This is a genomic window from Gallaecimonas aegicerasi (assembly GCF_045291545.1).
GTDB lineage: Bacteria > Pseudomonadota > Gammaproteobacteria > Enterobacterales > Gallaecimonadaceae > Gallaecimonas.
In genome coordinates, this window is record NZ_CP149514.1 from 799,451 (window position 1) to 816,517 (window position 17,067).

General features: G+C 56.0%; 18 protein-coding genes. 13 read left to right on the top strand and 5 right to left on the bottom strand.

Translation table 11 applies throughout. The features are described from left to right. Positions 1–19: 19 nt before the first annotated feature. From WDB70_RS03870 to WDB70_RS03880, 3 genes are all read right to left on the bottom strand, one after another. Positions 20–1,153 (bottom strand): prephenate dehydratase domain-containing protein, encoded by a 1,134-nt coding sequence (locus WDB70_RS03870; RefSeq protein ID WP_406666805.1) that lies wholly within the window; start codon positions 1,151–1,153, stop codon positions 20–22. 174 nt (positions 1,154–1,327) lie between these two features. Next, positions 1,328–1,660 (bottom strand): TraR/DksA family transcriptional regulator, encoded by a 333-nt coding sequence (locus WDB70_RS03875; protein WP_406666807.1) that lies wholly within the window; start codon positions 1,658–1,660, stop codon positions 1,328–1,330. Between the two features lie 69 nt (positions 1,661–1,729). Then, the gene (locus WDB70_RS03880) at positions 1,730–2,656 is read right to left on the bottom strand and encodes a tRNA-dihydrouridine synthase (protein WP_406666809.1); all 927 of its coding nucleotides are present in this window, start codon (positions 2,654–2,656) and stop codon (positions 1,730–1,732) included. Between the two features lie 163 nt (positions 2,657–2,819). Here WDB70_RS03880 and WDB70_RS03885 point away from each other — a divergent pair, with 163 nt between their 5' ends. The 11 genes from WDB70_RS03885 (at position 2,820) to hemH (ending at position 12,891) form a co-directional block, all read left to right on the top strand. Next, positions 2,820–3,161, top strand: coding sequence for a hypothetical protein (locus WDB70_RS03885; RefSeq protein WP_406666811.1), 342 nt, complete (start codon positions 2,820–2,822; stop codon positions 3,159–3,161). Next, on the top strand, positions 3,145–3,981 hold the full coding sequence (locus WDB70_RS03890; RefSeq protein WP_406666813.1) for a DUF692 domain-containing protein: 837 nt from the start codon (positions 3,145–3,147) through the stop codon (positions 3,979–3,981). Before WDB70_RS03885 ends, WDB70_RS03890 begins: the two co-directional genes overlap by 17 nt. Continuing rightward, positions 3,978–4,736 (top strand): DUF2063 domain-containing protein, encoded by a 759-nt coding sequence (locus tag WDB70_RS03895; RefSeq protein WP_406666815.1) that lies wholly within the window; start codon positions 3,978–3,980, stop codon positions 4,734–4,736. The genes WDB70_RS03890 and WDB70_RS03895 overlap by 4 nt, the downstream gene beginning before the upstream one ends. Before the next feature lie 190 nt (positions 4,737–4,926). Further along, a complete protein-coding gene (locus tag WDB70_RS03900; RefSeq protein ID WP_406666817.1) occupies positions 4,927–5,319 on the top strand; it encodes a YbaN family protein in 393 nt (130 codons plus the stop codon). Between the two features lie 39 nt (positions 5,320–5,358). After that, a complete protein-coding gene (gene apt / locus WDB70_RS03905; protein ID WP_406666819.1) occupies positions 5,359–5,904 on the top strand; it encodes an adenine phosphoribosyltransferase in 546 nt (181 codons plus the stop codon). A gap of 61 nt (positions 5,905–5,965) precedes the next feature. Beyond that, positions 5,966–8,056 (top strand): DNA polymerase III subunit gamma/tau, encoded by a 2,091-nt coding sequence (gene dnaX, locus WDB70_RS03910; RefSeq protein WP_406666821.1) that lies wholly within the window; start codon positions 5,966–5,968, stop codon positions 8,054–8,056. Positions 8,057–8,065: 9 nt separating this feature from the next. Then, positions 8,066–8,395: a YbaB/EbfC family nucleoid-associated protein gene (locus WDB70_RS03915; RefSeq protein WP_406666823.1), complete on the top strand. Its 330-nt coding sequence runs from the start codon at positions 8,066–8,068 to the stop codon at positions 8,393–8,395. A 4-nt stretch (positions 8,396–8,399) separates the two neighbouring features. After that, on the top strand, positions 8,400–8,999 hold the full coding sequence (gene recR, locus WDB70_RS03920) for a recombination mediator RecR (RefSeq protein ID WP_406666825.1): 600 nt from the start codon (positions 8,400–8,402) through the stop codon (positions 8,997–8,999). Positions 9,000–9,099: 100 nt separating this feature from the next. Continuing rightward, the gene (gene htpG, locus WDB70_RS03925; RefSeq protein ID WP_406668008.1) at positions 9,100–10,950 is read left to right on the top strand and encodes a molecular chaperone HtpG; all 1,851 of its coding nucleotides are present in this window, start codon (positions 9,100–9,102) and stop codon (positions 10,948–10,950) included. A 116-nt stretch (positions 10,951–11,066) separates the two neighbouring features. Beyond that, positions 11,067–11,711: an adenylate kinase gene (gene adk / locus WDB70_RS03930; protein WP_406666827.1), complete on the top strand. Its 645-nt coding sequence runs from the start codon at positions 11,067–11,069 to the stop codon at positions 11,709–11,711. 97 nt (positions 11,712–11,808) lie between these two features. After that, the gene (gene hemH, locus WDB70_RS03935; protein ID WP_406666829.1) at positions 11,809–12,891 is read left to right on the top strand and encodes a ferrochelatase; all 1,083 of its coding nucleotides are present in this window, start codon (positions 11,809–11,811) and stop codon (positions 12,889–12,891) included. Here the strand turns inward: hemH and WDB70_RS03940 are convergent. Then, positions 12,888–13,118: a hypothetical protein gene (locus WDB70_RS03940; RefSeq protein WP_406666831.1), complete on the bottom strand. Its 231-nt coding sequence runs from the start codon at positions 13,116–13,118 to the stop codon at positions 12,888–12,890. The two genes, hemH and WDB70_RS03940, sit on opposite strands and share 4 nt — an antisense overlap. A gap of 184 nt (positions 13,119–13,302) precedes the next feature. Here WDB70_RS03940 and WDB70_RS03945 point away from each other — a divergent pair, with 184 nt between their 5' ends. Both WDB70_RS03945 and WDB70_RS03950 read left to right on the top strand, forming a co-directional pair. Next, on the top strand, positions 13,303–14,607 hold the full coding sequence (locus tag WDB70_RS03945) for an inosine/guanosine kinase (RefSeq protein ID WP_406666833.1): 1,305 nt from the start codon (positions 13,303–13,305) through the stop codon (positions 14,605–14,607). Between the two features lie 37 nt (positions 14,608–14,644). Then, positions 14,645–15,721, top strand: a complete 1,077-nt coding sequence (locus tag WDB70_RS03950; protein WP_406666835.1) for a 1-acyl-sn-glycerol-3-phosphate acyltransferase — start codon at positions 14,645–14,647, stop codon at positions 15,719–15,721. Here the strand turns inward: WDB70_RS03950 and WDB70_RS03955 are convergent. Then, positions 15,715–17,055 carry an ATP-binding protein gene (locus WDB70_RS03955; protein ID WP_406666837.1) on the bottom strand — a complete coding sequence of 447 codons (1,341 nt, stop codon included), beginning with the start codon at positions 17,053–17,055 and terminating at the stop codon, positions 15,715–15,717. The genes WDB70_RS03950 and WDB70_RS03955 overlap by 7 nt on opposite strands. Positions 17,056–17,067: the final 12 nt, after the last annotated feature.

The window sequence follows — 17,067 nt, forward strand, 5'->3', positions numbered from 1 at the left end:
CGCCCTCGGGCGGCTTTTTTTATGGCTGTGGCACCGGGGCTATGCGTTCATCAAGATAACAACCAAGGACCTTACTAAAGCGGGTCATGGCTTGTAAGGCGGCATAAGCCTGCTGCCATGAGGGGCTTTGGATGTGGCAGCTTAAATCAATATAAAAGAGCTCTTCCCAGGGGTTACCCGGCATTGGCCGGGACTCGAGTTTGATGATGTTGATGTCATGCTGGCGTAGCACCAGTAAGGCATCGACCAGGGCTCCGGGCTGGTTGTGGGTGGCCATGATCAAGCTGGTCTTGGCGGGCAGCTGAGTCGGCACTGTCGCGGCGTTGCGGCTGACAACAATAAAGCGGGTGGTGTTATTCCCCTGATTGGCCAGCTGATGCTCTATTGCCTCTAGCTGGTACAGCTCACCGCCGCTGGCAGGCCCTAGTGCCGCGCTGTAAGCATCGCTGACCTGCGCCATGGCATGTGCTGAGGAAGGGCAGGCCTGTAGTGTGATGTCATGACCAAGGTTGTTTAGAAAAGCTGAGCATTGCGCGAGTGCCTGGGGGTGGCCATACACCGTCTTAATTTCGGCCAGGCGGGTACCAGGCTTTACCAGTAAGTGGTGATCGACCGCCAGGTAGGTTTCACCGGCGATCGCCAAATGGGTGTGACGCAGCAGGTCATAGACTTCATTGATGGAGCCGGAAGAGGTGTTTTCGATAGGCAGGATACCCAAGTCAGCCTGACCGCTTTCAACAGCGCTAATGATGTCGCTGAAACGCTCACAGGCTTGCCCTATAAATGGTCGCTGACGACGGCTGGCATAGCCTTGTGCGGCCAAAAAAGAGTAAGTACCTTCCATGCCGAGATAAGCAATGGATAACGCAGCGGATTGTGGCTGTTGTTCCAGCCAGGCTTGCTGGGTCAGTACCGAATCTTCAATGATGATCTGATAGAGCCGCCCCAGCATGGCCGGGTCCAGCCCCAAAGAACGGCCTTTTTCGTTAAGCAGGGTCATCAAGGTCAATTCCCGTTGCAAGTCTCTGACCGCCCCTTGATGCTGCTGCTTATCGCGGGCAACTTCCAGCGCCAAGGCCCGGCGCTCGGCCAAGGCTCCCAGTAAACGGTTATCCACCGCTTCAATCTGTTGGCGCAGATCCTCCAAAGCCATAGGGCCTCCTCAAACAAAAAAGCCTCCGCGAAGGGAGGCTGAAACGACAATAGCGACCAACCTCCCACTAGTGGAAGGTAAGAAAAATCAAAGCAGTTGATTTCGTTTTCATGGTCAACCCGGAAAAGTCAAGTTCATCAAGCATGCCTGATGGTGTTTGGGGTGGCAAATTATTTATACGGCTTTGTCATCACAATGGTGACAACGTTGCTCGGCGGGGTCGGCGACCAGACGTGCCATGTCTATTTCTGCTTCGCAGTCACAGCAAATACCGTACACACCTTGCTCAATCTGGCAAAGTGCGGCTTCAACTTTACCTAGGCGCTGACACAGCGCATAAAGTTGCCGGTCAGGCAATTCCGGTAAAAAGTCAGCAATACCGTCAAAGCCCTGTTGTGCTAAGGCCGCTAATACCTGGCTAGAGGCGCCCAACTCAATCAGTCTGGCAGTCAGTTGTTGGTGTAGCTGGGACTGCTCTTGCTCCAGACGTTGCTGAAACGTGTCCATGGATCGCTCTCCAATAGTGACGATTAAAAGCAGTCTACTGACAGATGCACCAGCAAATGCTGACCTGCATCAAGAAGCTAGGTGCTCCAGGAGCTGGGATTTTTGATTGAGGGTTTTGACTTGCTCAAACAGCTGCTGTGCTTCCGGGTATTGCCGGCGCAGGTACTGCAGCCATTGTTTGAGGCGATTGGGGTAGTACTTGCCCTTATCGCCTTGAATTTCAAAGGTTGAATAACGCAGCAGCAGTTGTTGCACCGCGGGCCAGGCAGGCAGGGCGCTTTGTTGCTTGATAGCCAGTGCCAGGCCGGGGCTCGCCAGAGCGCCGCGGCCCAGCATTAAATCATTGCAGCCGGATTGCTGCTGGCAACGCTTGGCGTCGTCCACCTGCCAAATTTCACCATTGGCGATAACCGGCAACGACACCACCTGGCGGATGCGGGCAATATCTTGCCAGTAAGCCGGGGGCCGGTAGCCATCACGTTTGGTTCGGGCATGTACGGCCAGTTCACTGGCGCCAGCCTCAGCAATTGCCTGGGCGTTTTCCAGCATTTGTGTTTTGTCGTTGAACCCCAGGCGGATTTTCGCTGTCACCGGCAGGGGGGCCGGGACGGCCTGGCGTACTGCGCTGATGATGGCGTAGAGGGTTTCTGGCTCATCCAGCAGCACTGAGCCACCGCGGTGCTTGTTGACGGTTTTGGCTGGGCAGCCAAAATTCAGATCCACTCCCGGGGAGCCGAGCTCGACAGCGCGCACGGCATTTTCGGCGAGCCAGTGTGGCGATTGCCCCAACAATTGGACCCGTACCGGCACTCCGCTAGCGGTCTTGCCGCCTTGAGCCAATTCCGGGCAAATACGGAAAAAGGAACGGGGAGGGTGTAACTGCTCGACAACCCGCAAAAATTCCGTGACACATAAATCAAAACCACCTTGCGCCGTTAGCAGCTGGCGCATCAGATGGTCTACAACGCCTTCCATCGGCGCCAGAATAATTCGCATAACATCACACTGAGCCATATTCGGTTGGCAAGTGTACGTTTTTTATCAATGATTGAAAGAAATTGTCGATGGGGCAGGTCGTATTCCCAGAGGTTTACTCCGGCCGTGGTTTTGCCGGTTTTTAGGTCATAGACCTTTTTCACTCACCAATGAGGTGCTCAGTATGAAAACTCGCCATTGTGTTACCGCTGCGCTAGGCGCGCTGGTTGTTGGCTCGGTTACATCCACCGCGGCGTCGGCGGCGTCTTTTACTATGCAGGATCTGGGGCAGGGCTATCAGCAGGTCAGCTTCGAGGGTAAATGTGGTGAAGCCACCTGTGGTGCCAGTGATAGCAAGCAGGACAAAGCCAAACCGCAAAAAGTAAAAGAGGCCAAATGTGGTGAAAAGGCCGCCAGCAAAGCCAAAGAAGGCAGTTGCGGTGAAAAGGCCAAGAAAGCAAAAGAAGCCACTTGCGGTGCCGACAAGAAAACCAAGCCAGAGGCCAAGTGTGGTAGTCAGCACTGAGCGTTTTGCTGTCAGCGGCGCGGGCCTTGGTCTGCGCCGTGACTTTCTTGATGAGTTCAGTCATCAGGCTTTACCGGCGCCGGTCTCTTTTTTGGAAGTCGCACCGGAAAACTGGATGGGCCTTGGCGGTCGTTACGGCAAGGCCTTTGCCGCGCTGAGTGAAGCGCACCCGTTTGTTTGCCATGGGCTGTCATTGTCTATCGGTGGCCCTGCTCCTTTGGACAAGGCGTTTATTGGCCAACTGAAGCAATTTCTTGACCGCCATAATATTCGTTGCTACTCCGAGCATCTGTCATGGTGCGCCGGCGACGCACATTTGTATGACTTACTGCCAATCCCCTTTACCGAGGAAGCTGTGGCCCATGTTGCTGGCCGGGTACGGCAGGTGCAGGACATGCTGGAGCGGCCTTTAGCACTGGAAAATGTGTCTTACTATGCTGTCGCTGACAGCCAGCTCAGTGAGATTGACTTCATCAACGCCGTGCTGTCGGAAGCCGATTGCCAGCTGCTGCTGGATGTGAACAACATTGTTGTAAATGCCACTAATCATGGCTACGAGCCGTTGACGTTTTTGCAGGCCCTGCCGGGGCAGCGTATCGCTTATGGGCATGTTGCCGGCCACAGCCAGGAAGATGCTGAACTGCTGATTGATACCCATGGGGCGCCGGTATCGGACCCGGTGTGGGCCTTGCTGGCACAGGCATATCGGCTGCATGGCCCATTCCCGACCTTACTGGAACGGGATTTTAACTTGCCACCGTTGCCGGAGCTGCTGGCTGAAACAGCGCAGATCACGCGCCTTCAGGATGCTTGGCAATGACCGATTTTCGCCACACCCAGGCGCGCTGGCTGGCGCACCTTCGTGACCCGCAGCAACCGGCTCCGGCGGGTATTGAAGAACGGCGTATGGCTATTTACCGGCGGCTGCTTTTCAACAATATAGAAAGCTTTTTAGCCAGCACTTTTCCGGTGTTGCGTAGCCTCTATGACGAGCCGCAATGGCAGTATCGGGTGCGGCGTTTTTATGCTGACCATGACTGCAAAACACCGCTGTTTCTGGAAATCGGTTTGGAGTTTCTTGATTATCTGGACAGCTCCGCCTTCAGTGCCGGGGCTTTTGACCCGCCCTTTATGGCCGAGCTGGCCCACTATGAATACCTTGAACTGGCGGCCGAACGGGCACAGGAATATGGCCAGATCATTGACGATGTACTCACTGACCAGACACCGCTGATGCTGGCAGACAGTGCACAACTTGCCGCTTACCACTGGCCGGTACATCAGATCAGTGCCCAGCAGCGGCCATCTGTGCCGCTTACTGAACCGTGTTTCTTGGTGGTGTACCGTAATGCTGATGACGTTGTGGGTTTTCTAAAAATCAATGCGGCCAGTGCGCAATTGCTGGATGCACTACGCCAGTACCCTGGTATGAATGCGGCAACGCTACAACAGTACCTGGCTGAACACTTAACCGTGACACCAGCAGCTTTGCAGCAGGCACTGAGGAAATTGGCGTCACGGGGCATTGTCCGAAAAGTAGCCGAAGAAATTGATCCAGATCATTCCCTTGTGTAGACTCGCGTCCTTGTTAATCAGAGGTTGCAAATCATGTCTGACGGTCACTTCAAAGATCCCTACAGCTTCAAACATGTTATTGGCCTGCTGGTGGCACTGTGCTTGCCGACCTTGCCGGCTATTCTTGCTGTTGTTCACCATGCCAGTCACTAAGTAGCCAGGCCGCTTGCGGCCTGGCTACGGTTGTTGTATGCGTATAGTGTTTGTGCTGGCCGGTTGGCTGGCGGTAGCCTTGGGCGTTTTAGGCATTTTTTTGCCGGTACTGCCCACCACCCCTTTTATTTTGCTGGCCGCCTGGTGCTTTGCCAAAGGTTCGCCGCGCTGGCATCAATGGCTGCGTGATAATCGCTATTTCGGGCAGATGGTCCGTGACTGGGAGCGGGAGCGGGGGTTGCGCCGTCGTTATCGTAACCGGGCAGTTGCCATGATGCTGGTGACGTTTGCTATTTCCATTTATCTGGTTCCCAGTAATGGCTTGCGCCTGATGTTACTGACCATCATGGCGGCGGTGCTGGTGTATTTGTATCGTTTGCCTGTGGTGGCAGAGCCCGAGGCAGTTGCTCCGGGTCGTAAAAGTCCTTAACCTGTGCTGCTTTGGTTTTGCCCAGTGTGAAAAATCATCATGAATAACGACAGCCTGACCCTGATCAAATCGGCTATTCACAGCATTCCCGATTACCCCAAGCCGGGGATCATCTTTCGCGATGTCACCAGCTTGATGCAGCACCCGCAAGCTTTTGCAGCCAGCATCGAGCTGCTGGCGAAGCATTTCGGCCAGATGGGCTTTACCAAGGTCGTAGGAGCGGAAGCCCGCGGTTTCATTTTTGGTGCCCCACTGGCGTTAGCGCTGGGGGTCGGCTTTGTACCGGTCCGCAAGCCCGGCAAGCTGCCCCGTCAGACCATTGGCCAGAGCTATGAACTGGAATATGGCCAGGACACGCTGGAAATTCATATTGATGCCATCAGTACGGGTGACAAAGTGCTGCTGGTCGATGACCTGCTGGCGACCGGCGGCACCATTGAGGCCACAGCTAAGTTGGTGCGGGAGCTGGGTGGCGAAGCCCGCCATGCCGCGTTTATTGTTTCCCTGCCGGAACTGGGCGGGATCGAGCGTCTGCGTAAGCAAGATTTGGACGTTTTCGATCTGGTGCAGTTTGACGGCCACTGACTGCTGACCTGTTGCCATGCTGTGGTAGCATGACGCTATCGATGCGTGAAAAGACGACTCCATGGCATATCAGGTACTGGCTCGGAAGTGGCGCCCTCAGCAATTTGCTTCGCTGGTGGGGCAGGATCATGTGGTGCAGGCACTGGGCAATGCATTGACCCAAGGCCGCCTGCATCACGCCTACCTGTTCAGTGGCACCCGTGGGGTGGGCAAAACCACCCTGGCCCGGATCTTTGCCAAAAGCCTTAACTGTGAACTGGGTGTTACTGCCACGCCTTGCGGCCAATGCAGTGCCTGCCAGGAGATAGAGCAAGGCAATTTTGTTGACCTGATTGAAGTCGATGCTGCCTCTCGTACCAAAGTTGAAGATACCCGCGAAATTCTCGATAACGTTCAGTACCGGCCAACCCGCGGCCGCTACAAGGTGTACCTCATCGATGAAGTACACATGCTGTCGCGCCACTCCTTCAATGCCCTGCTAAAAACCCTGGAAGAGCCGCCGGAACACATCAAGTTTTTGCTGGCCACCACTGATCCGCAAAAGCTGCCGGTAACCATCTTGTCCCGTTGCCTGCAATTTAATTTAAAGAGCCTGAGCCCGGCGCTGATTAGCGAACACCTGGCGCAGGTACTGGGTCACGAGCAGCTGCCTTTTGACGAAGGCGCACTAGCGCTGCTGGCCAAGGCGGCCAATGGTTCCATGCGTGATGCCCTGAGTCTGACCGACCAGGCGATTGCCCACGGAAATGGCCAGGTATTGCTGGATAATGTCCAGGCTATGCTCGGCACCCTGGACAGCCGCTACAGTGAAAAACTGATGGCGGCCGTGGTGACCGGTGATGCCGCAGAGATGATGGCGGCCTTGGATGCCGTGGCGATGATGTCGCCGGATTACAGCGCCTTGCTGGCGGATGTACTGGTATTGCTGCATCAGGCGGCTATTGCCCAGCAATTACCGGGCTCACAGAGCCCGGCCGCGGAACAACTGGCCGGGCAACTGAGCCCGACACAGCTGCAACTGTTTTATCAGATGACGTTACATGGCCGCCGGGATTTGCCACATTGCCCGGACCCGCGTATGGCACTGGAAATGACGCTACTGCGGATGCTGGCTTTTGATATTGATAACACTGCCCCCCCGGCCCCAAGAACCAAGCCGGCCCGGAAACCGGCAGCGGTGCCAAGCGCCCGGCAATCGGCTACTGGCGAGGCGGCTTCAGTGAGTTCACCTGAGCCGGCCCGGGCGATGCCGCCAAGGCAGGCGGCCTCTGAGGTGGCGCACCCGGCCGATTTGGCCGCGCAGCAAGAGCATGTGCTGGCTCTGGCGCAAGGGCAGGGTTATCAGCAAGCTCCAGCTGTCACCGACGCTCAGGAGTCATCACCCGAGTCGGCAAACATCGCTGCGCAATCCGATGCCGCTGCGGCTGAGCATACTGCGGCACCACTGTCGCCAACTCAGGCGATACTGGCCCGCCGTAAGGCACTGCGAGAGCAGCGCCAGCAGGAGGGCGAGGGCACAAAAAAGCCTGAGGCGGCCCCGCTGGCCTCTGCGGGGCTGGTAACCAAACCTGCTGAGCCACACCCGGAGGGGGCGCCAGCACAAGGGCCGCTCACAGCACCAGCGGTGCCTGAGCGCGAGCTTTCCTCTACGTCGGCGGAAGTCGCGCCGGTCGTGGCAAGTGTCAGTGACCATTCGCTGCAAGCTGCTGAGGATGAAGCACCGCAATCGGCTCCTTACCCGGCAGTCACCACAGCTCTGGCCGAATGTGATGAACAGGACCGCTTTTGGTATCAGTGCTGTGAAACTCTGGACGCCGGTGGTTTTATTCGGCAATTGGCTTTGAACGCGGTGCTGATACGTTCGGACAGCGGTTGGCAGTTATTGCTGGCCCCGGAGCAACGCCATCTGGCTCGCTATCAGCAAGAATTGGCTGACGCGCTCAGTCAGGCCGGCATCTATAACGGGCCTTTGGATATCACTGTTGCACAAGCGCCGCCAGGGCGTGAAAGTCCGCTTGCCATCAGCAACCGGATTTTGGCAAGCTGCCAGGCCCATGCTGAGGCGGTGCTGGCAGCAGACCCGCGGGTGCAACATTTTATTGAGCAATTTGATGCAGAACTGGTGGCGGATTCAGTCCGCCCAATCATGTGAGGAACGATAATGTTTGGTAAAGGCGGAATGGGCAACCTGATGAAGCAGGCCCAGCAAATGCAAGAGCGTATGCAAAAGGCCCAGGAAGAAATCGCCAATATGGAAGTCACCGGCGAAGCCGGGGCTGGGCTGGTGAAAGTCACCATGCTGGGCAATCACAATGTCCGTCGGGTGGAAATTGATGACAGCCTGATGGCAGACGACAAAGAAATGCTCGAAGATCTGATCGCGGCGGCCATGAACGACGCGGTACGCCGGGTTGAAGTGGAATCCAAGGCGAAGATGGGTGATGTTACCGGCGGTATGAAACTGCCTGGCGGCATGCAGTTCCCGTTCTAAGAAGATGGAATTCAGCCCGCTGTTAAAAGAGCTGATCCAGGCTCTGCGCTGTCTGCCCGGGGTGGGGGGGAAATCTGCTACCCGTATGGCCTTTCACTTGCTGGAGCGGGATCGCCAAGGTGGGCTGAAACTGGCCAACCAGTTACAGGCAGCACTGCAGGGCATTGGCCGTTGCCAGGATTGCCGAACCTTTACGGAGCAGACCCACTGTGGCATTTGCGCCAACCCGCGACGTCTGGAAAATGGCCAGTTGTGTGTACTGGAAACGCCCGCCGATGTCCTGGCGATTGAACAGACGGGGCTATTCAGTGGCCGTTACTTTGTCTTGATGGGGCATCTTTCTCCCCTCGACGGTATTGGCCCGGCTGAGCTGCAACTGGAGCAGCTTGATGTTTTGTTACAGCGTGAGCCGTGGCAGGAAGTCATCCTGGCCACTAATCCGACGGTTGAAGGTGACGCTACTGCCCACTACGTGGCGCAAATGGCGCATCGTCATGGCATCAAGGTCAGCCGTATTGCCCACGGTGTTCCGGTGGGCGGGGAACTTGAATACGTTGACGGCACAACCTTGTCGCACTCGTTCACTGGCCGCCAGCCGCTGTAAAAAGCCCGCTTACGCGGGCTTTTTTAATCGTTGCCTTGAAAATAGCGCCACCAGCCCCATCTAGTTCTCAGCCCGTAACACAAGAGGACCAGTGGAAACCATGACCACCCAAACCCACGGCTTTCAGACTGAAGTGCAGCAGCTGCTGCAACTGATGATCCATTCTTTGTATTCCAACAAAGACATTTTCCTGCGTGAGCTGATTTCCAACGCCGCCGATGCTGCTGACAAGCTGCGCTTTCGGGCCTTGGAAAATGCCGACCTCTATGAAGGTGATGGCGAGCTGAAGGTGCAGATCCGTGCCGATGAAAAGCAGGGCACTCTGACCATTTCCGATAACGGTATTGGTATGACCGAAGCCGAGATCATCGAGCATCTTGGCACCATCGCTAAATCCGGTACCAAGGCTTTTTTCCAGAATCTCTCTGGTGATGCCGCCAAAGACTCACAGCTTATCGGCCAGTTTGGTGTTGGCTTTTATTCTGCCTTCATGGTGGCGGATGAAGTGGAGGTGCACAGCCGCGCCGCCGGCCATACTGAAGCGACCATGTGGCGCTCGCAAGGACAGGGTACTTTTGATGTCGGCCCCAGCGATAAAAAAAGCCGCGGCACGGACATCATTCTGCATCTCAAAGAAGAAGAAAAAGACTTCCTCAATACCTGGAAGCTGGAGCAGATCATTCATACCTACTCCGATCATATCGGGGTGCCGGTCGAGCTGTATAAGCCGGGTAAGGAAGAAGGTGAAGAAGGCGGTTTTGCGGCCATTAACCAGGGCACCGCACTGTGGACCAAGGCCAAAAGCGATATCAGCAAAGAAGACTACATCAGCTTCTACCAGCACCTATCGCACGATTTTAATGAGCCGCTAAGCTGGAGCCACAATAAGGTCGAAGGCAAGCATGAGTACACGTCCTTGCTGTACCTGCCGAAAAAGGCGCCCTTTGATCTTTACCAGCGCGATCGTCAGCAGGGGCTGAAACTGTACGTCAAGCGGGTGTTCATCATGGATGACGCCGAGGTGTTCTTGCCGCAGTACCTGCGTTTTGTGAAAGGCCTGGTGGACTCGGCCGATCTGCCGCTGAATGTCAGCCGGGAGATCCTGCAAGACTCCAAGCTGACTCAGACCATGAAAAGCGCCATCAGTAAACGGGTGCTGCAAATGCTGGAGAAACAAGCCAAGGATGATCCCGAGGCTTACCTGGCGTTCTGGAAAGAGTTTGGCACTGTGCTCAAAGAAGGGCCGGCAGAAGATTTTGCCAACCGCGAGACCATTGCCTCCTTGCTGCGTTTCCACTCCACACACCACGATGACAGCAGCCATTGGGTGAGCCTGGATGAATATTTGCAGCGGATGCCGGAAGATCAGGAAAAGATCTACTACGTGGTTGCCGACAGCTTCAATGCCGCCCGTTTCAGCCCGCACCTGGAAGTGCTGCGTAAAAAAGGCTTCGAGGTGCTGCTGTTATCCGAGCGCATCGACGATTGGATGATGAGCCACCTGAGCGAGTACAAGGGTAAAACCCTGGTATCGGCAACCCGTGGCGATCTGCAACTGGACGTCAGTGACGAGGACAAAGAAGCCGAAAAGGCGCTGGAAGGGGTACTGGCCAAGGTCAAAGACAGTCTGGCGGGCAAAGTCACGGAGGTGCGCTTTACGCATCGCCTGACCGATACCCCTGCCTGCGTGGTGACCTCTGATCAGGGCATCTCCAGTCAAATGGCAAAACTGCTGGAGTCTGTCGGCCAAAGTGCACCAGAAGTGAACTATATTTTCGAGCTGAACCCGGAGCACCCGGTGGTAAAAAGCCTGGAAAATCGCGAAGGTGAGCAGTTTGACGACACCGTCGCTTTGCTGTTTGAACAGGCGCTGTTATCAGAGCGCGGTAGCCTGGAAGACCCGTCTGGTTTCGTTAAGCGACTTAACCAGTTGATGTTGAAAGGCTTATAAGTAAAAGGGCAGCGTTAGCTGCCCTTAACCTTTTTTTAATGAGCTGGCCTGTGTAACCTATTGCCATTCACGCAACCCTGCTGCGTCAGCTTTCCCATTACCAGAGTGAGCAGAATATGCGCATTATCCTGTTAGGTGCCCCCGGTGCCGGCAAAGGGACTCAGGCCCAGTTCCTGATGAAAAAATTCGCCATCCCGCAGATCTCCACCGGCGATATGCTGCGTGGTGCCATTGCGGCCGGTACCCCGCTGGGGCTGGAAGCCAAAAAAGTGATGGATGCCGGCCAGCTGGTCTCGGACGACATCATCATTGGTTTGGTGAAAGAACGGATCAGCGCCGATGATTGCCAGAACGGCTTCTTGCTGGACGGTTTTCCGCGCACCATTCCACAGGCCGACGCCATGAAAGATGCCGGTATCGCCATTGATGTGGTGATTGAGTTTGATGTGCCGGACGACGTTATCGTGGAGCGCATGAGCGGCCGCCGTGTACACCCGGCCTCTGGCCGTGTTTATCACGTTACTCACAATCCACCGCAGGTTGAAGGTAAAGATGATGAAACCGGTGACGAGCTGATCATCCGTGATGACGATAAAGAAGATACCGTTCGTAAGCGTCTGGCGGTGTATCACGATCAGACCGAGCCGCTGATTGGCTATTATCAACGCGAAGCGGATGCGGGCGCGGTACGTTACCTGAAAATGGATGGTACCCAGGCGGTCGAGACCGTCAGCCAACAGCTCGATGAGCAGCTAAATTGATATAACGCCCCGTTTCGGGGCGTTTTTTTTCGTATCATGGTGAACATTGGCAGCGGCATTTACGTATTGCGCGGCAATACCGGCAATGAGAGATACCATGACTTTTAAGGGCAGCGAGCATTTTCGCCACGGTCAGCCAGCGCGCATTGGCGTGCTGGTGACCAACCTCGGCACCCCAGAAGCCCCCACCAAGCAGGCTTTACGGACCTATCTCAAGGAATTTCTCTGGGATCCGCGGGTGGTGGAAATCCCCCGGCCACTGTGGTGGCTGATCCTCAATGGCATCATCCTCAACACCCGGCCGAAAAAATCTGCTGAGGCTTATCGTAGTGTCTGGACCGAGCGTGGCTCACCGTTGCTTTATCACACGGCTGACCAGGCTGATGCCCTGCGTCAGCAGTTGCAGCAGCGCTTTGGTGAGCAGGTGGAAGTGGCTTTTGCCATGCGCTATGGCCAGCCGTCGATAAGCCAGGGCATTGATACTTTGCTCGGCAAAGGCGTGAACCGGCTTCTGGTTTTGCCGCTGTACCCGCAATACTGCGCCGCCACCAGCGCTTCCACCCTCGACAAGGTCAACGAGGATTTCAGCCAGCGGCGCTGGCTGCCGGACCTGCGCTTTGTCAGCCATTATCACGACTTTGCTCCCTACATCGACGCCATGGCGGCACGTATTGAGCGGCACTGGGCCGAACACGGCCGGGCCGAGCGGTTATTGCTGTCTTATCACGGTGTACCCAAGCGCAACCTGTTGCTGGGCGACCCCTACTTTTGTGAGTGCCACAAAACCTCACGTTTACTGCGCGAGCGGTTGGGGCTCAGCGAAGAACAACTGCTGGTGACTTTCCAGTCCCGCTTTGGCAAAGCCGAATGGCTTAAGCCCTACACCGACGCCACTTTAAAAAGCCTGCCGGCGCAGGGAGTGAAATCAGTACAGGTGTTTTGCCCGGGGTTTGCCGCCGACTGCTTGGAAACCATCGAGGAAATTGGTGAGGAAAATCGCGGCTATTTCATGGCCGCCGGTGGTGAGCGTTATGAGTACATCAGTGCCTTGAATGCCGAGCCGGAGCACATCCAGGCGTTAACCACGCTGGTTGTGCAGCAGTTATCGGGTTGGCTGGAGCAAAGTACCGACAGAGCCACCGGCGCGGCGCGGGCCCTGGCGATGGGCGCTAAACATTAATCGCGCTGGCGGTTTTCGCGCTTCATCAACACAAAAGTCAGGTACATCTTGGTTGGCAGCGACAGTATCAGCCCCAAGGCGATGCAGGCTGCGCTGATGATAATGCCGCTGACGCCCATGCGCCCAGGTAGATCGGCATAACTCATCAGGTAATGGCCGGTCAGGATCAGGGTCAGGCCAAGAACAATGGCTATTTTCAGCAGCAGGATCTGGCGTTTTTCGGTCATCACGCACCTCCCAATACTCACTGTAACGGCTATGGCGGCGGGTGGCTTGATGCAGGTCATCTCTGGCGTCAATAGGCTGTTGCCGGCTTTTTGAAACGGATCGGTTTTAGCAGAACAAGGCAGTGAGTTCGGCTGCGGCTTCTGCTACTATCGCCGGCCTTGAACAGGGCCTTTGAGAGACAGCATGAAATTCCCCGGCCAGCGTAAGAGTAAGCACTTCTTTCCGGTGGGCTCCCGTGACCCCTTGCTGAGTGAACTGTCACCACTGAACAAACCCATTGCCAGCCATGTTTGCGGTATCGATCAGGTACTGGTAGACATTGAAGCGCATGTGCCGGACAGCTTCTTGGCCAAATATCAGTTGTCCAAGGGCCATTCGATGCTGATTGAGCCGGACAAAGCTGCTGCCATCTATGCCGAGCTGACCGAGAACAACCTGATCGTATCGGAGTTTGCGGGCGGCACTATTGGTAACACCCTACATAACTACTCCGTGCTGTCAGATGATCGCTCGGTATTGTTTGGGGTTATGAATGAATCTATCCGGGTGGGCAGTTCTTCTTATCGCTACCTTTGTAACACCTCCTCGAAGGTCGACCTGAACTACCTGCAACCGGCCGCAGGCTCCATTGGCCAGTGCATTACCCTGATCGCCCCGGACGGTGAACGCAGCTTTGCCATCAACAAAGGGGTGATGGATTGCCTGGAAACGCAATACCTCAATAAAACCCTCATTCAGACAGGCTCGGCACTGGTTATTTCTGCCTACCTGATGCGCTGTGAAGAACATGAGCCCATGGCCCGCAGCACCTTGCAGGCCGTCGCTTGGGCAAAAGAAGCGCAGGTGCCGGTGGTATTGACCATGGGCACTAAATTCATAGTCGAAGACCGCAAGGCCTGGTGGCAGGACTTTATTCGCGACAATGTCAGCGTCGTGGCCATGAACGAAGATGAAGCCACGGCATTGACCGGTGAGGCGGACCCTTTGCTGGCCTGCGAACAGGTGTTGGACTGGGCTGATCTGGTGTTGTGCACTGCCGGGCCAGTGGGGCTCTACCTGGCCAGCCATGTGGATGAAACCCAGAAACGCGAAACCACCCGTCAGCTGTTGCCGGGCGCTATTGCCGAATTTAACCGCTACGAGTTCTCCCGGCCGATGCGGCGCCAGGATTGCGATGAACCAATCAAGGTGTATTCGCATATCTCCCCATACATGGGCGGGCCGGATCGTATCAAAAATACCAATGGTGCCGGCGACGGTGCCCTGGCAGCACTCCTGCATGATATGGCGGCCAACGATTATCACCGTCTCAATGTCCCGAGCAGCTCTAAGCACGCGGCATCCTTTATGGCTTATTCATCGCTATCGCAGATGTGTAAGTATGCGAACCGGGTCAGCTATGAGGTGCTGGTACAGCACTCACCGCGGCTGTCTCGCGGCTTGCCTGAGCGTGAGGACTCACTGGAGGAGGCTTACTGGGATCAGTAACGGTGGCCACCGTTACGGTTTGTAAGCTGGAGAAAACATGACGCAAGACTGTTACGCCGAGATCCGCCCTTATCACGACGACGAAGTCGCGGCAGTGATCGCCAGGCTGGTAGCCACTGAAGAATTTGCCGATGCCATCGGCCGCTTTGAGTTTGCCAAGTTATATCCGAAACTGACCTGGCTGCTGCGGCCACTGGTGCGCCAGCAGCTCAAGCGCAAACTCGGCGGTATTGACCGGGTACGCGATTTTCAGTTGTTGGTGGCCGACTACATGGCGGCGATGATAAGTAAAACCACCGATGGTGTAACCGTAAGTGGCCTGGAGGGGTTAACCCCCAGCAAGCCGATGCTGTTTATCTCCAACCACCGGGATATCGCGCTGGACCCGGCCTTTGTCAATTACGCGCTGCATCAGGCCGGCCACGATACCGTCCGAATTGCGATTGGCGATAACCTGCTGCAAAAGGACTATGTGTCCGATCTGATGCGGCTGAATAAAAGCTTTATCGTCAAGCGCGCCACCAAAGCCCCACGGCAACTGGCCGCCAATATGGGCTTATTGTCAGCCTATATCGATGACAGCCTGCAACAGGGCCACAGTATCTGGATAGCCCAGCGTGAGGGCCGCGCCAAAGACGGCAATGACGTGACCGATCCAGCACTGCTGAAAATGCTCTACATGGCTCATCGTAAGCAGCTGAGCTTTGAGCAGATGGTGGCCCGGTTGAACATCGTGCCGGTGGCCATTTCTTATGAATATGACCCTTGTGATGTGCTCAAGGCCCGGGAGCTGGCGCAGCAGGCGCGGGGCGGCAGTTATGAAAAGGCGCCGTTTGAGGATATTCGCGCCATAGTGCAGGGGATCACCGGGCAAAAGGGGCGGGTGCATGTTGCCTTTGCTGAGCCGCTGGCTGCCACCGGTCTGGATAGCCCAGCCGCGCTGGCCAGCGCCATCGACCAGCAGATCCGTCGCCACTATAAGCTGTTTCCCACCAACCTGGCCGCTGCCGGTACTGGTAATGACTGGCTGCGTCAGCGTCAGCAAGGGCTCAGCGCTGATGAAGCGCAGCTCCTTAAAGAGGCTTATGCCCGGCCGGTGCTTAACGCTCAGTAGCTGCCCAGCGGCAGGCTGATCAAAAAGCTGGCGCCGCCGAGGGTTTCAGCACGGCCGACGGTCAGTTGGCCGCGATAGGAAGCAACGATATCGACCACCACGGCCAGACCAATACCCTGGCCAGGATTGCGTGAGTCTGCGCGCACGCCACGTTGCAAAATACTTTCACGCTTGTCTTCTGGTACCCCGGGGCCGTCATCGTCAACCTGGATTTGCAGATGTGGCCGTTTGTCACCGGCCAGAGTCAGACTGATGCGAACCTGGCAGACACAGAGCCGAAAGGCGTTTTCCAGCAGGTTGCCGAGGATCTCCATCAGATCCCCCTCATCGCCATCGAAGTAACAGTTTTCATCAACATGACATTGAAAGTCGACGTCTTTGCTGGCGTAGACTTTGGTCAGCGCCCGGCTGAGCCGTTCTACCACCGGCGCCGGGTTGATGCGGCTTTGTGCCAAGCCCTGACGGCCCACCACCGCCCGTTTCAGCTGGTAGCTGATGGTGGTGTTCATGCGCTGTGCCTGCTCGACAATATCGGCCGGCAATTCCCGGGGCACCTCTGGCAAGGCTTGCAGGCTTTGGGCTGAGGCCTGAATGGCGGCCAGTGGCGTCTTCAGGCTGTGGGCCAGATCGCCCATGGTATTTTTCAGCCGCTCCCGTGATTCCTGTTCACGGTGCAGCAAGGCGTTCAGGGGCCGACTGATCCGGTCAATTTCCGTTGGATAGTGTTGCGACAGCTGGCCGCGGGTACCGCTCTTCATTTCTGAAAGCTCCACCGCCAGATAGCGTAAGGGTTTGAAACCCCAGCGCAGGGTCCAGGTGATCACCAACAGCATCAGAAACAGGCCACCGGTCATCCACAGCAGCACTATGGTGGTGAACTGCGAAGCATCGCGCTGGTAGTCCTTGTCCTGATACATGGTCATCAGGGTGTAGTCTTTGACCGTCTTGCCCAGCGAAATCGGGATCGATACCTCATAGATGAAGAAGCCATCCCCTTCGATTTGCTGGTGATAGAACTTGCGGTTGAGATTGAAGAAAGTCGGTTTGAAATTGAATTCGTAGCGGTAACTGGACAACGACCGCCAGATAAGTTTGCCATGCTCGTCAAAAATCAGCCCGATATGGGACGACAGCGGCTGGTTATAGCTGGGGTTGACCAGCTCGTTGGGCAGCCAGCCGGTGCCTTGGGTGTCTTCGAGCAGTGTCACCAGTTCGTTGGCGTCCTGGCTGAGGTTGTGCTCAATGGTGCTTTCGGTGGCGCTCTGGTAAGACTTGATAATGGCAAAGCTGACAAACGCCAAAAAGACCACCACAGAAACCGTGGTGGCCAGCATAACGCGACCTTT